Raw genomic sequence first — 24,595 nt, 5'->3', positions numbered from 1 at the left:
TCAAGGGATTTTCATTCATGCCACTCGAACGCGCTGCATTGACGGGACTATTTCCCGCGCTTCCCACTCCCTTCTCCGCAAATGGTGACATCGATATCGAGCGGCTGAACGAGCTCGTTGAAACGCTAATCGGCGGCGGTGCTTCGGGGCTCGTCCCGGTCGGCGGCACTGGCGAGTACACCGCGCTGTCTCCGGCAGCGCGCACGCAAGTCGTGAAGGCGACAGTCGACGCTGCCCGGGGACGTGTACCCGTGGTCGCGGGCGTGATCTCGCCGGGCTATGACGAGGCGCTTGGCGCCGGCCACGCATTTCTGGATGCAGGGGCGGACGGCCTTTTGCTGATCACGCCGTTCTATGTGACGCCGGGGGATACAGGCGTGCGGAAGTATTTCGAATCCTATCGCCGGGCCGTGGGTATTCCCCTGCTGCTGTATGACATTCCGGCTCGCACGCGCTATTCAACGCCAGTAGGAACCATCGCAGCAATGGGCAGGGATGACGGCAGCATCATCGGCATGAAGGCATGCAACACGGATCTCAATGTGTTCGCGCGAACGGTTGAGACAGCGGGCAAGCATATTGCCGTGATGAGCGGCGACGATCTCCTGTATGTCCATCACATGCTGCTGGGCGCGACGGGCGGTATTCTCACCTCGGCAAGCCTCCTTCCCAAAGCGTGGGTGCAGATTCACGAATGCGCTGCGAAGGGAGACATTGCCGCCGCGATGGCTTTGCATCGGAAACTTGAGCCGTTGCTTGACGCTCTTTTCTCCGAATGCAACCCTGGACCGGCGAAAACTACATTCGAACTCATGGGTCGGCCGGTAGGTCCCGTGAGGCTGCCGCTCCTGCCGCCAACAGCCGAGACTATTGCAAGACTGCAAGCAGCCCTCGCGGAAATTCCGCCTGCTTATCTATGATCCAGCCTGACCGCGCCGCCGGGGGAAGTCCGCGGCTAGTGCCATGCACCGCTTCATCCTGACTGGTCTTGCTTTCTATCGCGCCGAGCCACTCGCTCCATGCCGTCAACTATTGCCTTGTATAACCGGGGCGGCAGATCGTGTCCCATGCCGTCAATCAGCATGAATTCGGCACCCGGGATGGCCGCGGCCGTGTCCTTGCCACACGCCGGGACGAACAGCGGATCGTCCGCCCCATGGATGACCAGCGCCGGGGCCGTGATGGTCGCCAGCCGCTGACGACGGTCGCCGCTAACCGCGATTGCTGCGATTTGCCGTCCGAACCCGCCTGGATCGTAGGCACGCCGGACTTCTTCCAGGATCAGGGCGCGATAGTCGTCCTCGTCAAACGGATAGCCGGTGCCTGCAACGCGCCGCGCGAACGAGAGGCTGTGAGCTAAAAATCCGGCTTCGTCTTCGGCGGGATTCGGTGCGGGCCGGGTCATCATCGCCATGACATCTGGGGCAGCTTGGGGAAGGGCCGGGTTCCCTGAACTGGACATGATGGAGGTGAGCGACAAGACCCGCTCGGGATGCTCGCTGGCGACAATCTGGGCGATCATGCCGCCCATCGACCTGCCGGCGAAATGCGCCCGGTCAATCGAAAGGGCGTCGAGCAGACCGATGGCGTCCTTAGCCATATCGTTGAGGGTGTAGGGTATGTCCGGCCTCTGTCCCGACATGAGTGCGCTCGCCAGTGCGCTGAAATCCAGAGCGGGATGATGGCTGAAGTGCGTCGAGCAACCTGCGTCCCGATTGTCAAAGCGGATCACGTGATAGCCTCGTGCTGCCAGGTCCAGGCAGAATGGAGTGGTCCAGCGGATCATCTGGGTTCCAAGCCCGGGAATCAGGAGCATGGTCTCGGCGGTTTCATCGCCGAAGCTGTCGTAGGCCAGATCGACGCCATTGGCCTTCAGGATTTTCTGGGTCATTTTTCGTTAGGATCAAGCCGGCATCAGGTTCTGTCATGGGAAGGAAGCGGGAGTCCTCGATTCCCCCGATCTTAGCGTACGAAGATCTCGTCTCTTGAGAGCACACTTAAGGCGAGGGCGAGTTGATATTCATCGATCGCAAGGAGAAGAGGTTTGGATTTTCTACAGAGGGAAGTCTTGACGGCGGCGTTGCATGAGCAGAGCGCCGCAATGGCCGTGTTTATCACCGGCAAAAACGTGCCGGTTCCCTGGGGCATTGCGGCCGGGATGGCGGATTCGTCCACTGCCAGGCCGCTAACGATCGACACACCGCTGCGGGTCGCCAGCAATACCAAGACCTTTGTCGCCGCGACGGTGTTGCGCCTGTGGGAGCAGGGCGCGATCGTTCTCGATGCGCCTATCGCCGCGCTGCTTGCGCCAACGCTTGAGCGCTTGCTGGCGTCCCGCGGATACCCCATCGACGACATCACGGTCCGCCATCTCCTGAGCCATAGCGCAGGTATATACGATCACGCCGACGACCCGCGTTATTTCAAGGCGGTGCTCGCCAACCCCACGCATTACTGGACGCGTGAGGAGCAGGTTGGCCTGTCCTGCCACTACGCAGGACCGACCAATGCGCCGGGGAAGGAGTACCGGTATTCAGACACGGGGTATGTGTTGTTGGGTGACATCGTCGAACGCGTGACACAAGCGCCGCTGGCGGAAAGCGTTCGGCATCAGTTGCGTTTTGACGAGCGTGGACTCGCATCGACATGGTGGGAGATGGTCGAGTCTCAACCCGCGGGGACGCAGGCACGCGCGCGCCAGTTTCTCGACGACGAGGCCATAACCGATGTCACCCATCTCAGCGCGACGCTGGATCTTTATGGCGGCGGAGGGTTGGTCATGTCGGTTCGTGATCTTGCTACGTTCCAGCAGGACCTCTTCGAGAATCGCGTATTCGATAATCCAGGCACGCTCGTGGAGATGCTGCGCCAAGGTGACCATGAGGGCGCTGAGGAATATCGGCTGGGTATTTCAGTGAAGCGCGTGGGTGGACGGGAGCGTTATTCGCATGCCGGGTTCTGGGGAACCGCGGTTTATTACTCACCGGATGCCGGGGTATCGGTTGCAGGATTTACTACCCACCGTGCCGGGCGGCCCGCGTTGGTCGAGCTTTTGGAGAACGCGTTGAGGGCGGCTGCGGAAGGGGTCGAAGACGAAGATTAGAAAGGAGGGACATCATGCAGATGAATATTCATGCAATGAGTGTTGCTAATAAAATACTTCGTTATACTGGGCAATTTATCAACGATCGATGCAGACGCCGCATTGGGCGCCTGCACGTGGCCTGATCAGCGAAAGACTAGGCGCCGCTCCCACCCACGGTCCGAAGACTCTTCCATTGCCCTTGCTGGACCTGGAACAACGTATAGGGCGGCTTGATCAGGTCGCCGTAGGGATCGAACGCAATCTTGCCGGTGATGCCTGTCACAGTGACCTTCGCCAGGCTGTCCGTAATCTTCTGCCGATCAAGCGAATTGGCGTTCTCGATGGCCTTTATCATCGCGAGCGCTGCGTCATACGCAAACGGCGCGTAGAGTTCGACGTCCTGGTTGAAACGGGCCTTGTACCGCTTGCCGAAGTCCTGGGCTGCCGGCAACTTGTCCAGCGCAGGACCCGGCTCCAGATCCTGCGTGCCTTCGCCGGCGGGTCCGGCGATCTGCAGGAACGCGTTGCTCTTGAGCGCGCCCGCGCCAAAGAGCTGCGTCTGCATGCCGAGCGAACGCATCTGTTTGACAAGCATTGCCCCTTGCTCATCCAGGCCACCGAAGAAGATCATGTCGACGTTCTTGCTCTTCAACGTGGTCAGGACCGCACGAAAGTCGACGGCTTTGTCGTTCGTGAACTCACGGTCCACAATATTGCCGTTCGCCTCCTTTACGCCTTTCTCGAAGGCATCCGCCAGACCTTGCCCGAACGCCGTGCGATCGTCGATGATGCCGATTCGCTTCGCCTTCATTTGCTCGACGACGAAGTGACCCGCGACAACACCGCCAATACCATCGTGGCCCATCGTGCGAAACACATTCTTGAAGCCTTGCTTCGTCAGTTGCGGATTGGTCGAACCCGGTGTGATCATTGCGACGTCGGCCTGATGGTAGACCGCCGACGCGGGAATGCTGCACCCCGAGTTGTAATGGCCAATCACACCAACAACGCCGTCGTCGACCAGCTTCTGGGCGGCCTGGATTGCAAAACGCGGATCGGCCTGGTCGTCCTGCACGTCCAGGACGAACTTCACCGGCTTGCCGTCGACGGTCGGATTCTTCGCGTTCTCTTCGTCAAGCGCGAGTTGCGCTCCGTATTGCAAGTCCTTGCCGACGCGCGCGACCGGCCCCGTCAGCGGCGCGGCAAAACCGATCTTGACCACCTCCGGTTCTGCTCCGTATGAAGGCACATGCGCACCTATCATCCCAAGTGCAATTGCGACAACCAGGTTTCGACGTTTCATGATGTCAGTCCTTGTCTCATGGAGACTGCTGCGGTGGTTAAAAACGACTTGGGCTATAAGGATTCAGGTCGAAGGCAGGCGTGCGGCCGGCCACGAGATCGGCCACCACGCTGCCCGTCACGCCGCCTAGCGTGACGCCCAGATGCTGATGTCCGAACGCATAGACCACGCGCGGCGAAGCGCGTGATCGCCCGATCACCGGCAAGCCGTCTGGCAGGCTTGGCCGGAAGCCGAGCCAGGTGCTATCGGGCTGAGGCAGGCCGGGCAGCGCTTGTTGCGCGGAAGTGGTCAGCAGGCTCAGGAGCGCCGGATTTTTCCGTGGCCCAAAGCCGCCGAGTTCGACGGTGCCGGCGGCGCGGATGCCGCCTGTCATCGGCGTCATGTAGAAGCCGCGTTCGGCCCAGCCGCAAGGGCGGGAAAGCAGGTGTGATGTGAACGGAAAGTGCACGTGATAACCGCGCTCCGTGTCGAGCGGAACGCGGTCGCCGCACTGCCGCGCAAAGCGTTTCGAGAGTGCTCCGGTGCAGACGATCGCGTGTTCGGCGCCATGCGTGCGGCCGCTTTCATCGATGAGATGCACGCCGTTGCGTTGCGGCTCGATGGTGTTGATGGCGACTCGCTCGTGCTGAAGACCTTGGGCCAGCATCGACGTATGCAGCGCCTGTAGAAAGCCGCGCGGATCACTGAGAAACCAGCTGCCGCCAAACAGGATGCCATGCTCGAAGATCGGTGCGAGATCGGGTTCGATCTGACGGATACCGTCCCGGTCGACGGTGTCGAACTGCACACCGAGCGAGCGACGCAAGTCGAGTGACGGCTGTGCTGCCTTGAACGATCCCGGGTTCGAGTAAAGATACAGGCACTCACGCTGCTGCACGAAGCTTGCAAGCGTGCTCGTTGCCAGCATCTCCCGGTAACCGTCGAACGCTCGCGACAGGATGCTGGCGAGCGCGCGGGCGCTGTGTTCGTAGCGGCTCCGCGTTGCGCTCAGCATGAACCGCACGAGCCAGGGAGCGAGTTGCGGCAGATAACCCCAGCGAATCCGCAGCGGACTCGTCGATGAAAACAGAAAGCGCGGCAGATTGCGAAACACGTCCGGGTTATTGACGGGGATGCATCCGTAGTTCGCGAAGGTGCCGGCATTGCCGTATGAGGTCGCTTCCCCCGGGCCTTGCGGGTCGAGGAGCGTCACGCGATGCCCGTCGCGGATCAGCCAGTAGGCGCACGACAAGCCGATGAAACCCGAGCCCAGGACAGCGACTTCAGCCATTATTCTTCCCGCGGGTGGCAGTGGGGCCAAATGAATGTGCCGATGACGGTTGATGTGCCACGCGTGCCTCCTCCTGTAATACAGTTCGGGACCGTGCCGGCACAGCGTCGACACACAAACAATGAAGACATGCTCACACAAAGCTTTTTTGTGTGCAATTGATTTATCTTTGTGTGGACTTAGGGAGTTTCCCTGAATCCGGGCGGATTTTTGTGCTGACTACGCGTGAATCCCTGTACGCTACAGATGCTTAAAATGCTTAGCCTGTGCCGAAGCGTGCGGATTGCGACTCACCGGAGCCAGAATATATCGGCTCAATGAGTTTTTGTATGGAGATATGGGTTGAATGAAGATTGATAAAAGCCACACAAATGACGCCGATAACCCTCAGACAAAGCGGCGCGAGGCCACGTATCTAGAGGTGTCACGTGCGCTGGAAGAAAAGGTGCGCAACGGCCTGTATCCGCCGGGCAGCCGGCTGCCGCCGCAACGCGACCTGGCTGTGGAACTTGGCATCAATGTGTCGACCGTCTCGCGGGCATACAAGGAATTGCAGGCGCGCGGACTGATCGTGGCGAGCAAGCGGCGCGGCTCGATCGTGACGGGCGGGGCGATGCCGTCGGTGCATGGCACGCCGGCGCGCGGCGCGAACGGCGAAGCAGCGGCGAATGCGGTGATCGACCTGACCGTCAACCGTCCTGCCACGGGTGAATTCCTGACGCAGCTTGTGCGAACGATGGCGAGCGTCGCACGCGATTCACGTTTTCCGGAGACACAGGAGTACCAGCCGCCGCAAGGCCCCGACTGGGCACGCGCAGCCGGGGCGCGATGGATGGCGGCACCGGGCTTTACGCCAACGCCGGACAACGTAGTCGTCACGAGTGGTGCGCAACATGGGCTGTATGCAGTCCTGAGCAGCCTGATGGGGCACGACGGCGTGATCCTCTCGGACCAGTTGACTTACTACGGACTGAAGGCGCTCGCGCCGGTGTTCCAGTTTGAACTCGTCGGCATTGCGAGCGATCACGACGGTTTGCTGCCGGACCAGCTCGAGGACGCATGCCGGCGCATGCGCGTGAAGGCGATCTTCACCGTGCCGAATCTGCAGAACCCGACCGTGGTCACAATGAGTCTCGCGCGGCGCACGGCACTCGTCGAGATCGCGCGCCGGCATCACATTGCCATTATCGAAGATGACGTCTATGGGCCTTTGGTGAGCACGCGTTTGCCTACCATCGCGAGTCTTTGTCCGGAGCTGACGTTCCATGTTGCTTCAACGTCGAAGATCCTGGCGCCGGGACTGCGAGTGGGCTACGTGCTTACGCCACCCAATGGCGCCGCGCTCGCAGCCGAGGCTGTGCGCACTACCGCCTGGATGCCCGCGCCGCTGTCGACCCTCATCACCACACGGTGGATTGAGGACGGCACCGCCCAGACCATTCTGGATGCACAGCGCACCGAGTTGGCTGCGCGGCAGAAACTCGCGCGCGACCTGTTGCCACAAGAGCACCTGAATAGCGACCCGGCGTGCATGTTTGTCTGGATGCGCGTGCCGGCACCCTGGCGCTCAGACGATTTCGCGGCGAATGCGCTCGCTCGCGGCGTCAGTGTCATGCCTGCATCGGCGTTCGCAGTGGACCGTTCGACGATCGAGCATGGCGTGCGGATCAACCTTGCGTGCGCGACCTCGCGTGACCAGTTGGCGAGCGCATTGCAGATCGTTGCGCAAGCGCTGCGCGACAGGCCGCGAGCGTTGTTCGGCACGATCTAGTGATGGTGACCTTCGGGGCAACAGGTTGATCGATTTCGACGGCATCGACTATCTGCATTGCCCCCGATCACGTGCCGGTCGACGCAGTGAGATCCCGAAGACTCGCCGTCAAGGTCTCGATGACGACTTCCCGTAACCGCGCCGCGGCCGGCTGCAATGACCGTCCACCGTCATGCAGCGAGACGGTCAATGCAGGGGGCGCTACCACCGGCAATCCCATCGCGTCTCCGACAGTCCGTAGACAATCCGGCAAGCCTGCTGTCGTGCGCAGCGTCACACCGAGGCCAGCTTCAACGGCAGCCCAGAGCCCGTGAAGGCTTGGACTGGTGAATGCAATACGCCAGGGCAGACCGGCAGCGTCCAGCGCGGCAAGCGCCCGTTGACGAAAAAAGCACGGAGTCTGGTACATCACGAGGGGGAGGGGTTCGTCTCCTGTCCACAGCCTCTCGACGGACGCGGGCCCGATCCAGGCCAGCGGCAGCACGCCCACCTGCTCGGCATCGCTGCGTGTTTCATTGCCGAGCGCAACGACAAGATCCAGTTCGTCCTTATCGACAGCCTCCAGCAGGTTCCGGTTCCGGTCGACAACCGCTTCGATCCGGACCGCCGGATGAGCACGTTTGAAGCGGCCAAGAACCTCAGGCAACCAGGTCTCCGCCAAATCGGCAGGAAGGCCCACGCGCACCATTCCATCGATGGCAAAGCCGCGGACTGCGGACACCGCTTCGTCGTTGAGATCCAGAATTCGACGCGCATAGGCAAGCACCAGTTCACCCGCCGTAGTGAGCGCGAGGCCACGGCCCTGCTTCTGGAAAAGCGGCTCGCCGACCTGCGCTTCGATCTTGCGAATCTGCTGGCTGATGGCCGACTGCGAGCGGCCGAGCCGGTCCGCCGCCCGATTGAAGCTGCCCAGTTCGTGCGCGGTCACTAACGTGCGAAGCACGTCCATATCAAGATTTACGCGGCCCATAGTTCAGTTTTACGAAAGTATGGAATAAGAATTATCGAATTTTCTTATTATTCTAAAGCGCTTAGTGTCGGCACATCCGAATTTCTCTGGGGACGGGCCGCGTGACACCACAAACCGTACGCCTTTATGGCGTATCAATCGCCACTGCCAAAGTCGGCACGGGTTTCTTCTTCCTGATCAACACCTGGCTTGTCATTGGCATCACGGGCCGTCCATCGAGCGCCGCAATCACGCTCGTGATGACGGTCCTCCCGGGCTTGTTGCTGTCACCCTTCATCGGCCTGGCATTGGACCGGTGCCAGCCGGCGCGGCTAGCGTGTCAGGCGGACCTTCTTCGCTGGATCGTACTCGTGGGATACGGCCTGCTTTATGCCTCAGGCCGGGCGACGGCTCCCGTCGCTTATGCGGTCAGTTTTCTTATCGCGCTGGGAAATGAAATCCAGACCCTGTCGTGGCGGACGGCAGTCGCTCGCGAGGCCTCGCGCGAGCAATTGTTTCGCCTGAACGCGTTGACCGTGGTCACGGGCCAAACCGGCCAGATCATGGGCGCCGCCGCGTCCGGCATTGTGCTCGCGGCCATCGGTGCGGCCGCGACGGTGGGTGTGGCCAGCACGACCTATTTGCTAGCCGCGCTCTCCGGTTTTGTCGTTGCGCGGCGAATGCGTGTAGTGGAGTTCGGGCCGCACGCGTCCGTGAGCGGTGTGAAAAAACACTTGAGCGATCTGCGTTCCGGCATGCGCCATATAAGCGAGCGGCCGGAGATCGCATTTTTCTACGGGCTCATGGTCGCAAACATGACGATGATCTTCGGCATCAATGCCATGCTGGCGCCGTTTGTGCGCGAGGAGCTTCGTCTCGGCGCCGACGCTTTCGGCAAGATCGATGCGGGCTATGCGCTGGGCGCGATCGTCAGCGGGCTCTTTGTTGTCCGGCTCGCGGACCGTTTCGGCCGGCGCACCATTCTTGTCCTGGCTTTTCTGGTCGCTGCGTGCAGTCTGTTCGCCTTTGCGCAATGCCACGGATTTCTCGCCGGGTTCGTGGCTTATGTCGGGCTGGGCATGAGTTTCCAGAGCAGCGTTATCGCACTCAGCGCCGCGCAGCGCGCCACCGATCCGCACTATCAGGGGCGTGTCAACGCAAGCTTCAACGTGCTCAACGGCGCTGCCGGCCTCCTGATTTACGGCATTGTTGCGATCAGTGCCGGACATCATCTGTATCGCCAGCTTTACGGCTGCCAGGCAGCGGCGATGCTGATCCTCATCTCTGTCGCCGTCTTCGCGAGCCGCCGACACCGGATCAGTCAGTTTCTTACTCGTGAGGAGCCGGCGCCTTCACTGGATTCCCGGTCGTCTCCCATGCCGGCTTGCGAGCAAGCAGTCGGCCGTAGCTAACTATCTTTATTCGTAGTCCATACAAGGTCTTCAAAAGATGAAAGAAAACACCACGCTAAGAACCACCCTGATCGGCGCGTTGTGCTTGACGGGCGCGTTATTGGCCACGGCCGCTAAACCAGCGGATCAAACCACCGGCAACAACATTCTGGCGGGGACGTGGTCCCTTGTGGCGGCCGACGTCATTCGACCCGACGGCTCGCGAGCCCGCGACTACGGCGCCGCTCCGAGCGGATCGTTGATGATCGATAGTCAAGGCCGCTACTCGCTGCAGATATTCAAGGCCGAACGCCCGCGCTTTTTATCGGGCAACAAGCTCACCGGGACACCAGCCGAATTCGAAGCGGCAGTGCTTGGATCCAGCACGCATTTCGGTACTGTCAGCGTCGATCAGGCTGAAAAGACGATTACGTTTTCTGTCCAGGGCGCTTCGTTCCCGAACTGGGAAGGAGAGCGCCAGACACGACGTTACGAATTGAAAGGGGATGAACTGAGCTATCGCCTGGCCGCCCGGCCGGATGGGAATGTCCCGATCTCGGTCTGGAAGCGGATGAGCAGATAACTGGACAGGGCTTGGCTTACCTGGTCGAGCCGCGCAGCTTGATTGCAATATCGAGCTTCGACACCCAGCTTGCGTCGTCCAGGCGTGCTCCGAGGATAGTTTCGATTCGTTCCAACCGATAATTAAGCGTATTCGGATGAATACCAAGAACGCTTGCGGTCACCTTCCTTCGCTGCAGTTGATCAAAGTAGGTCTCGAGTGTTTCGAGCAGTTCCGGTTCGCTCGCGAGCTGTTCGACCAGAGAGACGAGATAACGCAGGGCGTTTTTCTTACCGCGCACGCTTTCTTCGACGACGATTTCCGAATAGAACCGCACGCGCTCTTCGCCTCCACGACCGCGCTCGCAACTGAGCGCGCGGATTGCTTCCTCGGCGGACATCGCCCAGCCTGCCGCACCTTCGCCCGTCAGGCCGATGCCGATTGCCTTGATTTCCGGCATTGTTTCCGCGATCGATACGATCTGCTTGCCCACGTGAAGATCACTCACGCCCATCAGGTCACCAAGCCGCGCCGGTATCCACACGATTAGTTTTCCGCAGTACCAGATGTCGAACAGCGCATCGACGGGCAATTTCAGCCGTCGGGCGGTCGCAACAACAATTCGGTCGAGTTCACTCTTGAACGTTGGCGAATTGCTGTCGATCGAGCGTACGTCGATGGCCAGCGCTATTCTGGGAATCGTCCCGTCGAGCCGGAGGGCGGCTGCAGTCTTCAGGAATCCTTCGGTATCGTCGGGGTAGTAGAAAATAATGCTGTGCAACTGATATCGAAGTGCTTCCCGCCAGCGAGCCTGTTTATATTGCTCGTCCAGGTAAGTCTGGGAGATGATCTGCGCCAGGATGTCGAAGAACTCCATCAAAAACGGGGAGATCCGGAATAACAGCTCGTCCCGCAGATCGTCGTTTTTCTCATTGGGTTCAATATAGAAACACCATAATTCGCGGGACCCTAATCGGAACGCACGCAGCAGAGCGTCGAGAGGCAAGCCCTGGTAGACCCGCCGGCGCCCGTACTCCCGGAAGACTTCAAGCCCTTCCGCCGATGGCGCGTTGCCGGACAATAGAGCGTCGAACCAGAGTTTTGAAGCCCAGGCGATCGAATGGCGTATGTCAAGTTTTGCCGGGGAATCCAGATCCGCATACAGCTTGATATTCATCAACGCCGCATAGACCCGATCGACGACTTTTCCGTGATCAAGGGCCACCTCCTCAGTCCACACGCGTAAGGCTGGCGATATCTCCGGGACAGTTTTAGTCATGCGTTGCATACCTTTGTGATTATTGCCGTCGCTAGTCTACCGAAGTCTTGTGTCGGCGCATGGCTCTACAGCCGCAACGGCCACCTTTCACGTTGACTCACGCCGAGTGCGGGCACCCCCCCGGCAATGATCGCGACAAGCATGGAGGCGAAGAGAAGCGTCAGATTCACGTGTCCTTATTCGGTGCTATTCAGGCGCGGCGCCGAGCGTCCCGGTCGCAAGCGCGAGCATGGCAGCCGCCGACAATGCCGTGCTGTACGCATCGGTCGATGCATTTTTTGCCTGCAGAAGCTGGCTGTTCGCCAGCGTCAGGTCCGTGATGGAACCGACGCCATGCTGATAGGCAGCGAGCGCCGCATCGAATGTGGTCTGAGCCGCGCTGGCGAGCGACTTCGATGCCTGACAGGCGGAAAGGCTGGTGCGCAGCGTGTTACCGGCAAGCACGATCTCGCGAACAGCTTCGTCGCGTACGTGCGTCAGCCTGGCATCGGCGCTGTCGGCTTCGGCACGAGCCTGAGCCAATACGGCCGAGCGGGTTCCACCGTCATAGAGCGGTATGGTCACACCGACAAAAATGCCGCCGTTGAAGTGATGTCCGTTGACGTTGACGGTGGGCGGCGCCTGCCCGGCCGACGGAAGCGCTGTCAGACTCAGGCCTCCCGCGCTATACGCGCCGACTCCCGAGAGGAAAATCTTCGGCATGAATTCAGCTTGCGCCGCCCGGATATTCGCCAGGCTTGCGCTTCGCGCCGCGTCGGCGCCGAGCACGTCGGCGCGGCGCCCGATCGATTCGGAGATGATCATTTCCACTGATGTCTCCGTGGACGGCGACAGATCGCGGCCCGATACATCGGCGATCTTGATCTGGGTGAGCGGCGAGATGCCCATGGCCGTCAACAACGCCAGATAGGCATCTTTCTCGCCGCCGGTGGCCTGAACGAGTGCAAGGTTCGCCTGTGCCGTGCCCTGGCGCGCCTGCGCAACTTCGATCACGGTGCCTACTCCGTGTTTGTAGCGATCCTTCGCTGCGCGTTGAACGGTTTGAGCGTTCCTCAACGACTGGGCGGCTGTTGCGACGCGCGACAAGGCGGCCCCATGAGCATGGAATGCAAGGGTTACGTTGTAGATGACTTGCTGGTGGGCGGCATTGAAGGCAACGTTCGAGACGACCGACGCCTGTTTCGCGGCCTCGACGACTGCCGCGCGTTCCCCGAAGTCGAACAGAAGCCATTGAAGCGAAACTGCCGAGACGGTGCCGTTCGCTGAACCATTGTTGCCGAGGTTCGCGCCCTGTGCGGAATCGTTGCCACTGGTTCCTTGATAACCGCCGATCGCGGTCGCGGTGATCCTTGGCAGGTAAGCACTCTCGGCGATCCCGGCGGCAAGCGCCACGCGTCGCGCATCGTTCCAGGCAATGCGTGTTGTCGTGTTGCTGGATTCCGCGAGGTCGATCAACCCGGGTAGGGAATAGACCTTCGAGGTATCCACATCGGGTGAGAGATGAATATTCGCCAGCGCCGGGTTTGACGGGAGCACGTAGCTGTCCGATGGCCCGGCCATCTTTTGCTCGCCTGCGATGATCTCTCCGGTCGCGGTGGTGACCGGTGACCACGGCCGGTCGGGTCGGTCCGGCGCCATTTCGAGGGCCGATGTCGCGCAGCCGGACAGCAGCCATGAGAACAGGACAGCGATGACCAAGCTCTTATGCTCTCGCATGGTCGGTCCTCTCGTTCCCGTCGCTGTTTTCGATCGGCTGCGTGATCGCGTCTTCCAGCGCCTCGATAAAGGGATCGACGATTGCATGCGCCGTACTCGTGAGAGTCGATGCGTCTTCGGTATCGCTTGGCAAGGTCTCATGTCCCGTTGACGAGGATGTCACGAGCGCTGTCGTGTCGGGGTCGAATGTGTCGGCCACACGATGGAGCCGGTTCGCGAGGACATCATTCTTAAAGCGCTCCCGCCCGGACTGGATCAGAAGGGGACCCTGTAGAAATGCGATGGCATTCATGACGCGCCTGCGCCGATCGAGCCAGCCACGCGCAGGCCGAACCGGGAGCGGTTCGTAGCGCGACAGGTCAAGATCCTGCTCAATTGCACCGAGCGTTGCCTGGATTTCCGGAGTCATCGTCCACCGTTGGGACTGCTGATCGATACCGGATAGCGTCGCGAGCTGGCGAAGTACGGACGCAATGCACGGATCGATGCGTTTAGCCACGCTGACGGACCAGATTTGCGTGAACACCAGTGCCACAACGAGATTGCCGAAGAGAATGCCGATCACCCGGTCCCGCGCGGTCGTCATGTCGAAGGCGGGTGACGCGCCCTGAACGACACAAAGGAAAAAAGCAAACGCGATCTGGAATCCGATGTAGGAAACGCGTGGACTGCCTGCCGCGATCCAGCCCGAGGCGAGCGCGACGACGAAGACAATGACGATGAGCGCGCCGATCGAGGTGACATTCGGCATCAGGAACACAATAGCCGCAATGCCGGCCGCCGCGCCGATCAGGCAGCCCACGATCCGAAGCGTCAGCTTTTCAACCGTCTCGGCGGTGGTGCCGAGCGACACGATGTAGCACGTGATCAGGCAGGTATGGATCCCGGGCCAGTCGAGCAGCGAGTAGGTGACGTAGCAAAGCATCGCCGCCGCGGTCGTTTTTAATGCGTAGTGGACATGGACCGGATTGGTGAACGCATCCGGCGCGAACAGGCCTCGTGCGCTTTTCGCGGCCGGTTGCGGCGGCAATGACGTTGGCGGCGGTTGGGCGAAGCCAGCCAGCGCAGCGCGCAGTTCCGCCAGCGCCGCCGCGGCGAGCGGCGACAACGCCGCCTCGCCGTCGATGCGTAGGAGAACGATGTCGACTGGATAGGCGCCTGTCTGGAGAATTGCCGCCATCTCGTCGAGTGTTTGGGCGACGTGCTCACGAAGGTGGCCGGGTTGCAGCGTTGCAGGTTCGCGTGTGATGACCTCGACCATCGCGAGGATCACGGCGGTGGATTGACTGGCTTGCTTCAATGCGGCGAGATCGTGCGCGGAGGAACTTTTCTCCAGGCCTGCGATTTTCAGCCACGTTGGAACATCGCCGGGTCCTGTATGCAGACACGTCCGGAGTCTGCCGCGGGCCTTGGCATCATCAGGCGACTGGAGGACCCTCGCGCCGGTGCGCAGGCGATGCGCCAACTCGCGTTCGGCAAGCCGCCTGGGCGCTGGCCCGGCGACGAGGTTGATCACGATCGACACGCCGGCGGGAATGCCGACGAAGAGCCAGGCGTAGAGCAGCCCGCGGGTCGCGATCTCCCCAATATGGACCGTGCCGAGCAGATCCAGCGCGTAAGCCGCGATCAGCGCGACGATGCCGGCGATCGGCTTGAGCTTGCTCGCCGACGCCGCGAACAGCAGGCAGAACGACACAAGCGTCATTGCAACGACGCGCCAAAACGGTTCATCGATCACCTGCATCGCGATCAGCAATACAGTGCCGACGATCAGCGTGATCAGAAAAAGCATGACGGTGCTGACGATCACGCTCGTGGTCCGATCGGCCTTGATCACGAAGAACGCGACATACACCGTAAGCGCCGGTTCAGGCGTCTGATAGATTTCGACGACGAGCGTCGTCAGCGCACACATAAGGGCCAGCCGGACCGCGAACCCGAGTCGATCGGGGAACGGCTCGACGATGGCCCTGAGCCGTTCCATGGCATGGTGTCGCTGCTTATCTGCAGGCATCGCCATGCTTTATCTCGACAACAGCTGTAGCGCCCAGTCTCATTAGCTCCTGGGGAGGATTCTCAAGCCGGATGCGCACGGGAAAGCGTTGCGCGACCCTGACCCAGTTGAGCGAGCGCTCGACGTAGGGCACCGAGCGGGGGAGATTGATACGGTCGGTGTCGAGTACGCCGGCACCGATGCCCTGAACAGTTCCTTTAACGGGGCGAGCGCGATCGATCATCGAGAAGGCCGTCACGCAGTCGCCGACCTTAATGGCGTGCAGGTCGATTTCCCGAAAATTTGCCACCACGAACCATTCGTCGTCGTTGACCAGTGTGAACAAGGTCTGTGCCGGCGCAACGATTTCTCCGGTCAGGACGGTCAGCCCGACAATGCGACCGTCGTGCGTCGCCCGCACGGCGGTGTCGCTCAGCGCGCGCTGCGCGATGTCGAGCGCGGCTTGCCGCGCACGCACGGTTGCCTCGGCACCCGCTTCCGTATCGATCGCCTGGACAGCGGCCGTTTGCCGTTCGCGGGCCTGCTCGACCGACGTCACTGCGTCGTGCTGCGCGGTCTGCGCCTGATCGAATTGCTGTTCAGGCACGTACCCTTTGGATGCCAGTGGCTGTAGCCGTTGTACTGTGCGTTGCGCCAGGGCGAGATTGGCGCTCGCACGCTGCACCTCATCGGCGGAGACAGTCGCAGTCGAGCGCTGGGTCGATAGCACCCGCCGCTGCGTAAAGAGGGCAGCCTCTGCCACGCTCAGGTCCGCCTGGGTCTGCGCCACTGTCAGACGATACGGAACCGGATCGATCTGAAAGAGCAGATCGCCTTTTCCGACGTGCATGTTTTCGGTCACCGGTATGTCGACGATCCTCCCGCCGACAACGGATGCCACATGGACGACATCGGCATCGATGGTGGCGTCGTCTGTGGATGGCATGACCGAATTCGTGTGCATCACACGGAGTCCGAACAGTATGGCCGCAGCGATGATCGCCAGCGAGATCAGCCTGGCCCAGAGCGGGCGGCGAACGTTACCCGCCGCCCTCATGGTCCATACCCGAACCAGAGCAACCACACGAGGAGGGCTGTCCAGACGCCCATAGCCGTGCAGACAAAAAGCTGAAACGGAAGAATATTGGCCAGCCCCGAGAAAACGAAGATTGCTCGCGCGGCGATCGCAGCAAGGATGCCGAGCGCTGCGCCAAACATCCAGGCGGGGAAGAAGGCGCCGAATAGCGCAAACGAAGGCGCGCCTCGCGCGGCGCAGCCGGTCAACGTATTCAAGGCCAGGGATATGACGAGCGCATGTCGTCGCCTCATGACCGTCCTGTCACCAGGATGTCGGCAACGGTTTCGTCAGTTGCCGCCGTTGGCAATGCGGGGCACAGGGCGAGTAATCGCTTTGTCCGGGCCAAACGGCCCGGCAAGAGGCACGGCAACATCAGATTTCGTCTCGACGAAGGGACAGGAGGCCGAGCAGGATCTCATCGCGTTGCGCGGCAAGTTCCTGCGTGGATCGGGATTGAGTCTGTTCATGCACCCCTCGGATGATGGTTTCACGAACCCCGGAGGTCAGCTCGGGCGCGCCGAGCACGTGCCACCATGCGCTCATCGGTCCCGTGAACTGTTCGAAGAAATGTTCGATGCCGCCGTCGCCTCCGCCCAGATGAAAGAGCAGGTTCGGTCCCATCCCTCCCCAGCGCAGACCCGGTCCCCAGGAAACAGCCGTATCCGCATCAGCTACGCTGACCACGCCTTCCGATATCAGATACACCATCTCGCGATAGAGCGCGGCCTGCAGCCGATTGGCGACGTGTCCTGGCACCTCCTTGTGCAGACGGACGGTGCGCTTTCCCAGGCCGCGATAAAAAGCCGCGACGCGTTCGATTGTCTCTTCGGATGTCTTGGTGCCGCCGACAATTTCCACAAGCGGTATCAGGTGGGGCGGATTGAACGGATGTCCGATCACGCATCGTTCGGGGTGATGCTCGCAAGCCGACTGGATCTCGCTCATGGTCAGGCCTGAAGAGCTCGACGCGATGATCGTGCCGGGCGCCAGGATAGTGTCGAGATGCCTGTAGAGGTCCTTCTTGAAATCGATGCGCTCGGGCCCATTCTCCTGGACGAAATCGCTGCCGCTCACCGCGTCGTCGAGATTCGCCGTGAACTCCAGCCGGGTGCGCGAGGCCCCTGGCGCGAGTCCTAACCTTTCCAACGCGGGCCATGCCGCGTCAATGAACGCCTCGAGCTTTGCTTTGGCATCCGGGGCAATGTCCGTAGCGACGACATCCAGGCCCTTGGCAAGGAACAAGGCGGCCCAGCTTGCACCAATGACGCCGGTGCCGATAATGGCGATGCGACTGATGTTATTGCTCATTGTTTCCATCCTTCGAGTGGGGTGTGTTCAGGCGAAGGCGCTGAATCCGGTTACCGCCTTGCCGACGATCAGGGAATTCATTTCGCGTGTGCCTTCGTATGAATAGAGCGCTTCGGCATCGGCAAAGAAACGGGCGACGTTGTAGGCCAGCACAATGCCGTTACCGCCGAATATCTCCCGTGCCCACGCAACCGTCTCTCGCATGCGGGTCGTGCAGAATGCCTTTGCCAGCGAGGCATGCTGGTCCAGCAGCTTGCCCTGGTCCTGGAGCTGGGCAAGCCTTACGACCATGCATTGCGATGCCGTAATGTTGCCGAGCATTTTGGCGAGGAGGTCCTGCACCATCTGGAATGACGCTATCGGCTTGCCGAACTGCTCGCGGGTTTGCGCATAGCGCAGCGCATGTTCGTAAGCGCCCATGCTGCAGCCGACGGATTCCCATGCGACGTATTGACGGGTAAGCCGAAGGACCCGCGCCGTATCGCGGAAGGACAGGTCCCCCTGGAGGCGGTTCTCCTCGGGAACGCGGCAATTGTCGAGCGTGATGACGCCGTTCTGCACGACGCGCAGCGCGATCTTGTTCTGGATTTTTTCCACCGAAAAACCCGGAGTCGTTTTGTTCTCGACAATGAAGCCCTTGATCTGATTGTCGTCGACATCGCGCGCCCAGATAATCGAGACGTCACACCAGGGAGAATTGCCAATCCACCGCTTCTGGCCGTTCAGGATCCATGTATCACCTTCCCGCTTGGCGGTGGTCAGCAGGCCTCCGCCGGCACCCGATCCGACTAACGGTTCGGTCAATCCGAAGCAGCCGATTTTTTCCATACGCGCCATTGGCGGAAGCCATTTTTGCTTCTGTTCTTCCGAACCGCCTAGATAGATCGATCCCATTGCCAGTCCGCTATGGACGCCGTAGAAGGTCGCGATGGAAGAGTCGACGCGAGCCAGTTCCATGGCGATGAATCCATCGAAAAGGGTACTGCCGCCAGGGCAGCCATATCCTTCGAATCCGACGCCTGCGATACCGAGGTCACGGATGCCGGGGATGAGTTCGAACGGGAACGCGTCCTCCGCCCAAAATTTGTTGATCACGGGCGCGACTTCGCTCTCCATAAAGGTCCGCACCCGCTTTAGCAAAGCTCTCTCGGTATCGTTCAGAATCTCGTTAAGCAGATAGAAGTCGCTATCGGGAGCGGGAAGCGCGTGGTTTGGCTTTGAGCTGGCAGTCATGGCGGGTTCCATTCGATCGTTCATCGGGATGCGTTTGAGGGGAGGCTGAGATAGTCGTGGACGACTTCCGCGCCGCCGATTGTGAGATCGGTCAGGATATGGATCGCCGATAGAACCTCGAGCACCGGCAGCTTTGCGACCGGCGCGAAACAGTGCGGATGCAGCTCGAGGGAGGCCGGCCCGCTCCAGGCTCCTTTTACCGTGACGTCGGTTACGTAATACCTGACCAGTTCACAGACTCGGGCCGACCCATCCACGTGAGGTAGAACCTTCAGCAGGAAACCGGGTGCGGCGAGCGTTTTCTTGACGGCGGCGAGATCCAGCGCCTCGTACTTGTACGCCATGGTTGCGGTCGCAACGCGTACACCGTTGTAATCTAGGGTCCCCACGAGCGCGTCGTTGCGGATTTCAAGCTTCGGTTGGGCGAACACTTTCGGAAAGCCCAGCAGCTCGCGTCCAGAGGCGATGCCGGCGCCGCTGTCGAGGTACATGGCATGCGTGAAGCCGCCGGATACACCGTTAAACGACACCGGCACGACCTGACCTGATTCGGTGTATGAGCCGAGGCCACTCGAATCGGGCATCCTGATGAACTCGTATTTGACGATTGGCTCGGCGGGAAGCAGCGGAGCGGGGACGATGCTGGCCAGCAATTGCGGATCGGTGCGATAGGTAATGATGATGAATTCGCGATCGACAAAGCGGAACGGCGGCTTGGGATAGGCCGGGCTGCTGACCGGCATCGTGTAAGCGTGTGCGCGAATTTCGTCTTCAGTCATGTAAAGCTCCAGGTGAGTGGCCAGGCAATGGCTTGCCAGTGCCGGGCGGCCAAAGGCGTTCGCTCAAATCGTCCAGCGTGGTGAGATCAGGCCGAGCCTTCGAAGCGCGCGACCGCGCCGGCGTTGTGAAGGTGCGCGATCTCGTCCTGGGTGAAACCCATCTCCTGCAGGATCGCTGCGCCGTGTTCCCCAAGTTGCGGCGCAGCAGTCGGTTTCACCTTCTGTTCCCCCGTGATCTGGATAGGATTGCTGACCGTGCGCATGGCTGGCTTGCCCGGCACGTCGAGCGGCACGACGATGCCATTGGCTTCCAACTGCGGATCATGAATGATCTCCTCTGCAATCTGCACGACTCCGAAAATCACGCGCGCCGCGTTGAGCACTTGTTTCCAGAAGGCGAGCGGCTGGCCGGCGAACAACGGATCGAGAATCTCGACCAATGCGGCTGCGTTATGGATACGCTGGTCATCAACAAACCGCGGGTCTTCCAGAAGCTCCGGCATACCGATAGCGCGGGCGAAGGCGGGCCAGTCCTTGCGTTGGGCCGCTACCAGCAGAATCCAGCGGCCGTCTGCCGTCTGGTAAGGATTGAGCAGCGCATTGGGTGGATTTTTTCGGTCGTGCTGCGCGAAGAATCGACCGCCATTCAGACCGCCTTCGACCCACGCTGCCGCCGCCCAGATGCCGTTGGCGATCAGTGAAGTCGACACGTGACTGCCTTTGCCCGTCGTGGCGCGCGTATAGAGCGCAGTGACGATTGCGGCATAGAGTGTCGTTGCGGTGGCGTGGTCGCCAATCCCGGGAATGGGAAGGGTCGGTGGGCTGCCGGCGTCGTGGGTGACCTCCATGAGGCCGGAGCGGGCCCAATAGGCCGTGACGTCGAAACCCGGTGTATCAGCCTCGGGCCCCTCGGAACCATAGCCGGTAATGTCCGCGTAGATCAGCTTCGGGTTGAGCGGTGACAATGCCGCGTAGGTCACGCCTAAAGCGGCCTTCACACGTGGCGGGAAATTGACGACCACGACATCGGCCCATTGAACGAGGCGCACCAGTACTTGTCTCGCTTCGCTGGACTTCAGGTCGAGGGCAATGCTGCGCTTGTTGCGGTTCGTCAATTGCCAGGCGTAGTTCGTGTCGGCCACCGGATTCGGCGGCATGGTCGAGAAGAAGCGGTAGACGTCGCCCGTGCCCGGCGGCTCGATCTTGATGACGTCTGCTCCGAAATCCGCCAGGATCGTCGTCGCCGCAGGGCCGGCAATATAGCTCGCAAGGTCGAGCACCTTGAGACCTGAAAACACGTGTTGTCCGTCAGTCATGGAAGTGTTCCCGATTCGGGGTTGGGTATTGACGCTGCGCAGGCGTAAGCTTTTCCGGATCATTAGCTAGACTAATGAATAACTGTGAGGTCTTAATGTCCCTGAAACCTCGGCGGCCGTTTCTCGAGAAAGGCGGTCGTCCCTTCTTTCTTGTCCTCGGTCGCGGCGCATAGTGCGAAGAGCTTGCCTTCCAGGGCAAGCCCTTCCGGCAAGGCAGCGTTGAGTCCGAGATTGACAGCATCCATTGCATAAGCAACAGCCAATGGCGCGTTGGCGGCGATCTGCGCCAGAATCGCTTCGGCGCGCGCTATCAGCTTGCCGGCTTCCACGACTTCATCCACCAGACCGATCCGATACGCCTCGTCCGCCGACACCATTTCGCCGGTGAGGATGAGTTGCAGTGCGACACTCCTGCCAACCAGGCGAGGGAGTCGCTGCGTTCCGCCGAAACCGGGGATGAGCCCCAATTTGATCTCAGTCTGGCCGAACTTCGCGCTCGGACTGGCTAGCCTGAAAGTACAGGCGAGGGCGGTTTCACATCCACCACCCAGCGCCAGGCCATTCACGGCGGCAATGACTGGCTTGCCCAGATTTTCGACGAGGTTGAGAAGCGCTTGCCCCGCCCGTGTCTGGCGTTCGGCCTCGATCGGCGTCGCGGTGGCCAACTCGGTGATGTCGGCCCCGGCGATGAATGCCCGATTGCCTGCGCCGGTGACGATGACGCCGCGAATCTGCGGATCGTCTTGTGCATCTTGGAACGCAGCGCTTAGTTCTGCTATCGCCTTCCGGTTCAGCGCATTCATTACCTCGGGACGGTTCAGCGTCACATAGGCCGTCGCATTTCTCTTTTCGTAGAGAACCGTGTCGAAGGAGGGCGCAGACAAACTGTGGGGCATCAAACGATCCTTCCGGGTTCGTGGACGTTCAGCGCTGGCCCGGTTGGGTAGCGCACTTCAGTTGGCATAGCTGACTAGCATGAAGGTCTGTCTCTCGACCTCCACCTGTCCCGAAACCATTTCCGCCTGTGAGCGAACTGCCTTCGCGAGAAAGTGGGCAATGAGAGGAACGAAGCGCGGACGCTTTCTATTAATCTCTCTGTGTGACGTTAAAAGATGACTCGCGCTGATCCGGTACCAGGGACTTCTCAAACAGCACGGACGAATGCCCGCATCGTGGGATTAGTGGTCCCACGGCGTACCCTCCGGGCAATCGTCTTAGCAATCGGAGACCCACTCGTCCTTCTAGGATGCGGCGCTAATCAGGAAATTCGAATTGTCGGGGAGGGGCCGACGACAGAGGTCTAGCCATGACATGCCAACGCTCGAGTCGACTGCCCGCTCCAGCGTCTTTATCCTGGCGACAGGCGGGCACTTGTCCTGGTCATTTCTTCGTGGAGCAACAGGCGTGTTCCGGAAACAGGCTTGGTTCGCACGCCGGCTACCGTGTGCGATGGAACCCATCGTGTGTTCGCATATAAAGCAATCCGATCCAGCAGTCCCCATGCGGACTTCTCCTTCCCGTACATAAGATCAATCAACGGCAGCGAGCACATCGGATCTTAGAGTTATCGCGACCTGTCGTATATGTGATAACTCACAACGTAGTTAGCTTTTTTTCCAAAGCCGATACGTCCGGGGTTGGTTTCGCACCGTCTCATCGCGACAGAACCGTGCGTGACTCGTGCTCGAACGGGAGGCAGTCGCGAATTTTGCCCGCAGAGCGTCCGACGCCGATCTGGAGAAGATCGAGCGGGCGCACAAGGACATTGTTCGGCGCGCGTCGGCGAAGAAGATCGATAGCCGTCTCCTGATTGACGCGTTGACAGTCGACTGGGGGCTCCACGACATGATGATCGATGCCATGGACAACGAGATCATCTCGAACATGTATCGGGTCAACAGCTTGCGCATCCGGCTGATCCGGCTCGAACACGTGGTGCTGAACCCCGCCGTAGTGCTTCCGACCATGTACGAGCATCTCGAACTGATAGCGGCACTCAAGGAGCGCGATGTGGAAAAAGCGGTCAGCCTCCTGAGCACGCATATCGCGAATGCACGGCAACGTACGATGGGCAACTTCGGCGTTTAAGACTTCGGCATAAAAGACTTCGGCATATAAGGCACGCCAGCAGGCTCCGGGCCGGCAACCGCGCCCGGAGCGCAACTTCAGAACTCTTCTTTGACGTCCTGCCAGTTCTATTTTAAATATGTGATTAGCAAGCTGACCAACTAACGGGACTCGAATTTTTGTTGAGATTGGAGGCTGGAGGTTGGTGATAGTGGCGAAAGGGCAAGTCAGACGACTTCCACCCAAGGAGCGCCTGCTTGTTGACGCTTCCTTCGCGTCAAGCCCGGTCGTTTTGCGCTGACGCGCGGTATGACTCGGTCTGCGCACCGGAGCAGCCGGATTGCGCGGCACTACCTGGCCGATCACGATCCAATCAGCAGGGTGGTGGGTGGCGTCGGCTTCAGATGCCTTGGTTAACCTGGCGCTATCGGCCGCGGGCGGCTGTTCGCGGACATCGCTCCGAACGACCGCAGCGCAGAACCTAACGGCCGTTCGTCGTACCTTGCAATCACCGCACTCTGCAGGTTCGTTGACGTTCGGAACGGTCTCGTCACGAATGCGTTTTCACATAATCCACCAAAGCTTTTAGCTTCGAGGGCAGTTGCCGCCTGCTTGGGTAATACAGAAAAAATCCCGGAAATGTCGGGGAAAAACTGCTCAGCACGCGCGTCAACCTTTTGGCCTGCAAGTAGGGAAGCGCGATTTGCTCGAATGTATAAGCCAACGCAATGCCGTCCAAGGCAGCCTGGACCGAGAACAACGAATCGCTAATAGTCAGATTGCCACTGACGTCGTACTCGACGAGCCGACCATTGACCAGGAGCTCCCACTTGTAAATGGCGCCACTGCCGGAGAACCTGAATCGGACGCAATTGTGATTCTCGAGATCCGAGGGATGCTCCGGGATGGATCGTTGCTTGAAATAGTCCGGCGATCCGACAATGACCACGGGTATCGGACCGCCCAAAGGCACTGCGACCATGTCTTTCTGGACACTTTCCCCCATTCGAATGCCGGCATCAAAGCCGCGCTCAACAATGTCAACGTAGCCGTCATCGTTTGTCAGCTCAATCTGGATGTCAGGATAGGCCTGCAGAAATCCCGCCAGCAGGGGCTGGAGCACCATGACGGTGGAAATGCGAGCTGCATTGATGCGCAACAGACCCGACGGCTGCCCCTGCAGCGCGTGAATCTGTTCTCCTGCGTCAAGCACGTCGCTCAGCGCCGGTCCGATCCGCGAAAGGTAGGCTTCGCCGGCTTCAGTGAGACTAATGCTGCGAGTCGTCCGGTTAAGCAATCTGACACCGAGCCGCGCCTCAAGATTCCTGATGGCCTGACTGAGCGCGGAAGGGGAAACCTCAAGCGCTGCTGCAGCGACGGTGAAACCGCCGTGCTCCGCGATCTTCCAGAAGGCAAGAAGTCCGTCGAGTTGGTTGAGTCTCATATTGTGAAGATTATCTTCATACGGTGTTGAGTATTTGGGTGTTTTTCTTCT

21 protein-coding genes are annotated in these 24,595 nt (G+C 60.3%); 6 read left to right on the top strand and 15 right to left on the bottom strand.

Annotation, left to right across the window (positions count from 1 at the left end):
* The first annotated feature begins 17 nt into the window (after positions 1-17).
* Positions 18-920 carry a 4-hydroxy-tetrahydrodipicolinate synthase gene (dapA, locus tag ABH944_RS24395; protein WP_404609969.1) on the top strand — a complete coding sequence of 301 codons (903 nt, stop codon included), beginning with the start codon at positions 18-20 and terminating at the stop codon, positions 918-920.
* A 53-nt stretch (positions 921-973) separates the two neighbouring features.
* Here dapA and ABH944_RS24390 read toward each other — a convergent pair whose 3' ends face one another.
* Positions 974-1,891, bottom strand: coding sequence for an alpha/beta fold hydrolase (locus tag ABH944_RS24390; protein WP_404609970.1), 918 nt, complete (start codon positions 1,889-1,891; stop codon positions 974-976).
* A gap of 153 nt (positions 1,892-2,044) precedes the next feature.
* On the opposite strand from ABH944_RS24390, the gene ABH944_RS24385 reads away from it, so the two are divergent.
* Positions 2,045-3,103, top strand: a complete 1,059-nt coding sequence (locus ABH944_RS24385; RefSeq protein ID WP_404609971.1) for a serine hydrolase domain-containing protein — start codon at positions 2,045-2,047, stop codon at positions 3,101-3,103.
* A 136-nt stretch (positions 3,104-3,239) separates the two neighbouring features.
* On the opposite strand, the gene ABH944_RS24380 is transcribed toward ABH944_RS24385, so the two are convergent.
* Positions 3,240-4,349, bottom strand: a complete 1,110-nt coding sequence (locus ABH944_RS24380; RefSeq protein ID WP_404610020.1) for a branched-chain amino acid ABC transporter substrate-binding protein — start codon at positions 4,347-4,349, stop codon at positions 3,240-3,242.
* Positions 4,350-4,425: 76 nt separating this feature from the next.
* Complete coding sequence (locus tag ABH944_RS24375; RefSeq protein WP_404609972.1) at positions 4,426-5,658, bottom strand: NAD(P)/FAD-dependent oxidoreductase; 1,233 nt, start codon at positions 5,656-5,658, stop codon at positions 4,426-4,428.
* A 346-nt stretch (positions 5,659-6,004) separates the two neighbouring features.
* On the opposite strand from ABH944_RS24375, the gene ABH944_RS24370 reads away from it, so the two are divergent.
* Positions 6,005-7,429: an aminotransferase-like domain-containing protein gene (locus ABH944_RS24370; RefSeq protein ID WP_404609973.1), complete on the top strand. Its 1,425-nt coding sequence runs from the start codon at positions 6,005-6,007 to the stop codon at positions 7,427-7,429.
* 67 nt (positions 7,430-7,496) lie between these two features.
* Here the strand turns inward: ABH944_RS24370 and ABH944_RS24365 are convergent, their stop codons facing one another.
* Positions 7,497-8,378 (bottom strand): LysR substrate-binding domain-containing protein, encoded by an 882-nt coding sequence (locus tag ABH944_RS24365; protein WP_404609974.1) that lies wholly within the window; start codon positions 8,376-8,378, stop codon positions 7,497-7,499.
* A 122-nt stretch (positions 8,379-8,500) separates the two neighbouring features.
* Between ABH944_RS24365 and ABH944_RS24360 the strand changes: the two genes are divergently transcribed.
* Positions 8,501-9,790, top strand: a complete 1,290-nt coding sequence (locus ABH944_RS24360; RefSeq protein WP_404609975.1) for an MFS transporter — start codon at positions 8,501-8,503, stop codon at positions 9,788-9,790.
* Between the two features lie 37 nt (positions 9,791-9,827).
* Positions 9,828-10,352 carry a lipocalin-like domain-containing protein gene (locus ABH944_RS24355; RefSeq protein ID WP_404609976.1) on the top strand — a complete coding sequence of 175 codons (525 nt, stop codon included), beginning with the start codon at positions 9,828-9,830 and terminating at the stop codon, positions 10,350-10,352.
* A 16-nt stretch (positions 10,353-10,368) separates the two neighbouring features.
* On the opposite strand, the gene ABH944_RS24350 is transcribed toward ABH944_RS24355, so the two are convergent.
* The 10 genes from ABH944_RS24350 to ABH944_RS24305 form a co-directional block, all read right to left on the bottom strand.
* Positions 10,369-11,610: a PucR family transcriptional regulator gene (locus ABH944_RS24350; protein WP_404609977.1), complete on the bottom strand. Its 1,242-nt coding sequence runs from the start codon at positions 11,608-11,610 to the stop codon at positions 10,369-10,371.
* Positions 11,611-11,796: 186 nt separating this feature from the next.
* Positions 11,797-13,326, bottom strand: a complete 1,530-nt coding sequence (locus ABH944_RS24345; RefSeq protein WP_404609978.1) for a TolC family protein — start codon at positions 13,324-13,326, stop codon at positions 11,797-11,799.
* Positions 13,313-15,346, bottom strand: a complete 2,034-nt coding sequence (locus ABH944_RS24340; protein ID WP_404609979.1) for an FUSC family protein — start codon at positions 15,344-15,346, stop codon at positions 13,313-13,315. Before ABH944_RS24340 ends, ABH944_RS24345 begins: the two co-directional genes overlap by 14 nt.
* On the bottom strand, positions 15,327-16,376 hold the full coding sequence (gene mdtN, locus ABH944_RS24335; protein ID WP_404610021.1) for a multidrug transporter subunit MdtN: 1,050 nt from the start codon (positions 16,374-16,376) through the stop codon (positions 15,327-15,329). The genes ABH944_RS24340 and mdtN overlap by 20 nt, the downstream gene beginning before the upstream one ends.
* On the bottom strand, positions 16,373-16,648 hold the full coding sequence (locus tag ABH944_RS24330) for a hypothetical protein (RefSeq protein ID WP_404609980.1): 276 nt from the start codon (positions 16,646-16,648) through the stop codon (positions 16,373-16,375). The genes mdtN and ABH944_RS24330 overlap by 4 nt, the downstream gene beginning before the upstream one ends.
* A gap of 121 nt (positions 16,649-16,769) precedes the next feature.
* Positions 16,770-17,705, bottom strand: a complete 936-nt coding sequence (locus ABH944_RS24325; RefSeq protein ID WP_404609981.1) for a 3-hydroxyacyl-CoA dehydrogenase NAD-binding domain-containing protein — start codon at positions 17,703-17,705, stop codon at positions 16,770-16,772.
* A gap of 27 nt (positions 17,706-17,732) precedes the next feature.
* Positions 17,733-18,938 carry an acyl-CoA dehydrogenase family protein gene (locus tag ABH944_RS24320; protein ID WP_404609982.1) on the bottom strand — a complete coding sequence of 402 codons (1,206 nt, stop codon included), beginning with the start codon at positions 18,936-18,938 and terminating at the stop codon, positions 17,733-17,735.
* Between the two features lie 20 nt (positions 18,939-18,958).
* Positions 18,959-19,717: an acetoacetate decarboxylase gene (locus ABH944_RS24315; RefSeq protein ID WP_404609983.1), complete on the bottom strand. Its 759-nt coding sequence runs from the start codon at positions 19,715-19,717 to the stop codon at positions 18,959-18,961.
* An 86-nt stretch (positions 19,718-19,803) separates the two neighbouring features.
* Positions 19,804-21,033, bottom strand: coding sequence for a CaiB/BaiF CoA transferase family protein (locus ABH944_RS24310; RefSeq protein WP_404609984.1), 1,230 nt, complete (start codon positions 21,031-21,033; stop codon positions 19,804-19,806).
* A gap of 92 nt (positions 21,034-21,125) precedes the next feature.
* Positions 21,126-21,929, bottom strand: coding sequence for an enoyl-CoA hydratase/isomerase family protein (locus tag ABH944_RS24305; protein WP_404609985.1), 804 nt, complete (start codon positions 21,927-21,929; stop codon positions 21,126-21,128).
* A gap of 784 nt (positions 21,930-22,713) precedes the next feature.
* On the opposite strand from ABH944_RS24305, the gene ABH944_RS24300 reads away from it, so the two are divergent.
* Entirely contained in the window at positions 22,714-23,121 is a 408-nt protein-coding gene (locus ABH944_RS24300; RefSeq protein ID WP_404609986.1) for an FCD domain-containing protein, read from the top strand.
* Positions 23,122-23,650: 529 nt separating this feature from the next.
* Here the strand turns inward: ABH944_RS24300 and ABH944_RS24295 are convergent.
* On the bottom strand, positions 23,651-24,544 hold the full coding sequence (locus ABH944_RS24295; RefSeq protein WP_404659523.1) for a LysR family transcriptional regulator: 894 nt from the start codon (positions 24,542-24,544) through the stop codon (positions 23,651-23,653).
* Positions 24,545-24,595 lie beyond the last annotated feature (51 nt).

This window comes from Caballeronia udeis (assembly GCF_044909315.1).
Lineage (GTDB): Bacteria > Pseudomonadota > Gammaproteobacteria > Burkholderiales > Burkholderiaceae > Caballeronia > Caballeronia udeis_A.
Note: the sequence above shows the minus strand (reverse complement) of the source record. Positions and strands in the feature narration are given on the sequence as shown.

What these genes read in the sequence shown, in the direction of transcription:
- ABH944_RS24390 (WP_404609970.1), bottom strand. Translation starts at nt 1,891, where the DNA reads ATGACCCAGAAAATCCTGAAGGCCAATGGCGTCGATCTGGCCTACGAC.
- ABH944_RS24305 (WP_404609985.1), bottom strand. Translation starts at nt 21,929, where the DNA reads ATGCCCCACAGTTTGTCTGCGCCCTCCTTCGACACGGTTCTCTACGAA.
- ABH944_RS24340 (WP_404609979.1), bottom strand. Translation starts at nt 15,346, where the DNA reads ATGGCGATGCCTGCAGATAAGCAGCGACACCATGCCATGGAACGGCTC.
- ABH944_RS24295 (WP_404659523.1), bottom strand. Translation starts at nt 24,544, where the DNA reads ATGAGACTCAACCAACTCGACGGACTTCTTGCCTTCTGGAAGATCGCG.
- ABH944_RS24315 (WP_404609983.1), bottom strand. Translation starts at nt 19,717, where the DNA reads ATGACTGAAGACGAAATTCGCGCACACGCTTACACGATGCCGGTCAGC.
- ABH944_RS24350 (WP_404609977.1), bottom strand. Translation starts at nt 11,610, where the DNA reads ATGACTAAAACTGTCCCGGAGATATCGCCAGCCTTACGCGTGTGGACT.
- ABH944_RS24320 (WP_404609982.1), bottom strand. Translation starts at nt 18,938, where the DNA reads ATGACTGCCAGCTCAAAGCCAAACCACGCGCTTCCCGCTCCCGATAGC.
- ABH944_RS24345 (WP_404609978.1), bottom strand. Translation starts at nt 13,326, where the DNA reads ATGCGAGAGCATAAGAGCTTGGTCATCGCTGTCCTGTTCTCATGGCTG.
- ABH944_RS24355 (WP_404609976.1), top strand. Translation starts at nt 9,828, where the DNA reads ATGAAAGAAAACACCACGCTAAGAACCACCCTGATCGGCGCGTTGTGC.
- ABH944_RS24325 (WP_404609981.1), bottom strand. Translation starts at nt 17,705, where the DNA reads ATGAGCAATAACATCAGTCGCATCGCCATTATCGGCACCGGCGTCATT.
- ABH944_RS24370 (WP_404609973.1), top strand. Translation starts at nt 6,005, where the DNA reads ATGAAGATTGATAAAAGCCACACAAATGACGCCGATAACCCTCAGACA.
- dapA (WP_404609969.1), top strand. Translation starts at nt 18, where the DNA reads ATGCCACTCGAACGCGCTGCATTGACGGGACTATTTCCCGCGCTTCCC.
- ABH944_RS24375 (WP_404609972.1), bottom strand. Translation starts at nt 5,658, where the DNA reads ATGGCTGAAGTCGCTGTCCTGGGCTCGGGTTTCATCGGCTTGTCGTGC.
- ABH944_RS24365 (WP_404609974.1), bottom strand. Translation starts at nt 8,378, where the DNA reads ATGGACGTGCTTCGCACGTTAGTGACCGCGCACGAACTGGGCAGCTTC.
- ABH944_RS24310 (WP_404609984.1), bottom strand. Translation starts at nt 21,033, where the DNA reads ATGACTGACGGACAACACGTGTTTTCAGGTCTCAAGGTGCTCGACCTT.
- mdtN (WP_404610021.1), bottom strand. Translation starts at nt 16,376, where the DNA reads ATGAGGGCGGCGGGTAACGTTCGCCGCCCGCTCTGGGCCAGGCTGATC.
- ABH944_RS24330 (WP_404609980.1), bottom strand. Translation starts at nt 16,648, where the DNA reads ATGAGGCGACGACATGCGCTCGTCATATCCCTGGCCTTGAATACGTTG.
- ABH944_RS24380 (WP_404610020.1), bottom strand. Translation starts at nt 4,349, where the DNA reads ATGATAGGTGCGCATGTGCCTTCATACGGAGCAGAACCGGAGGTGGTC.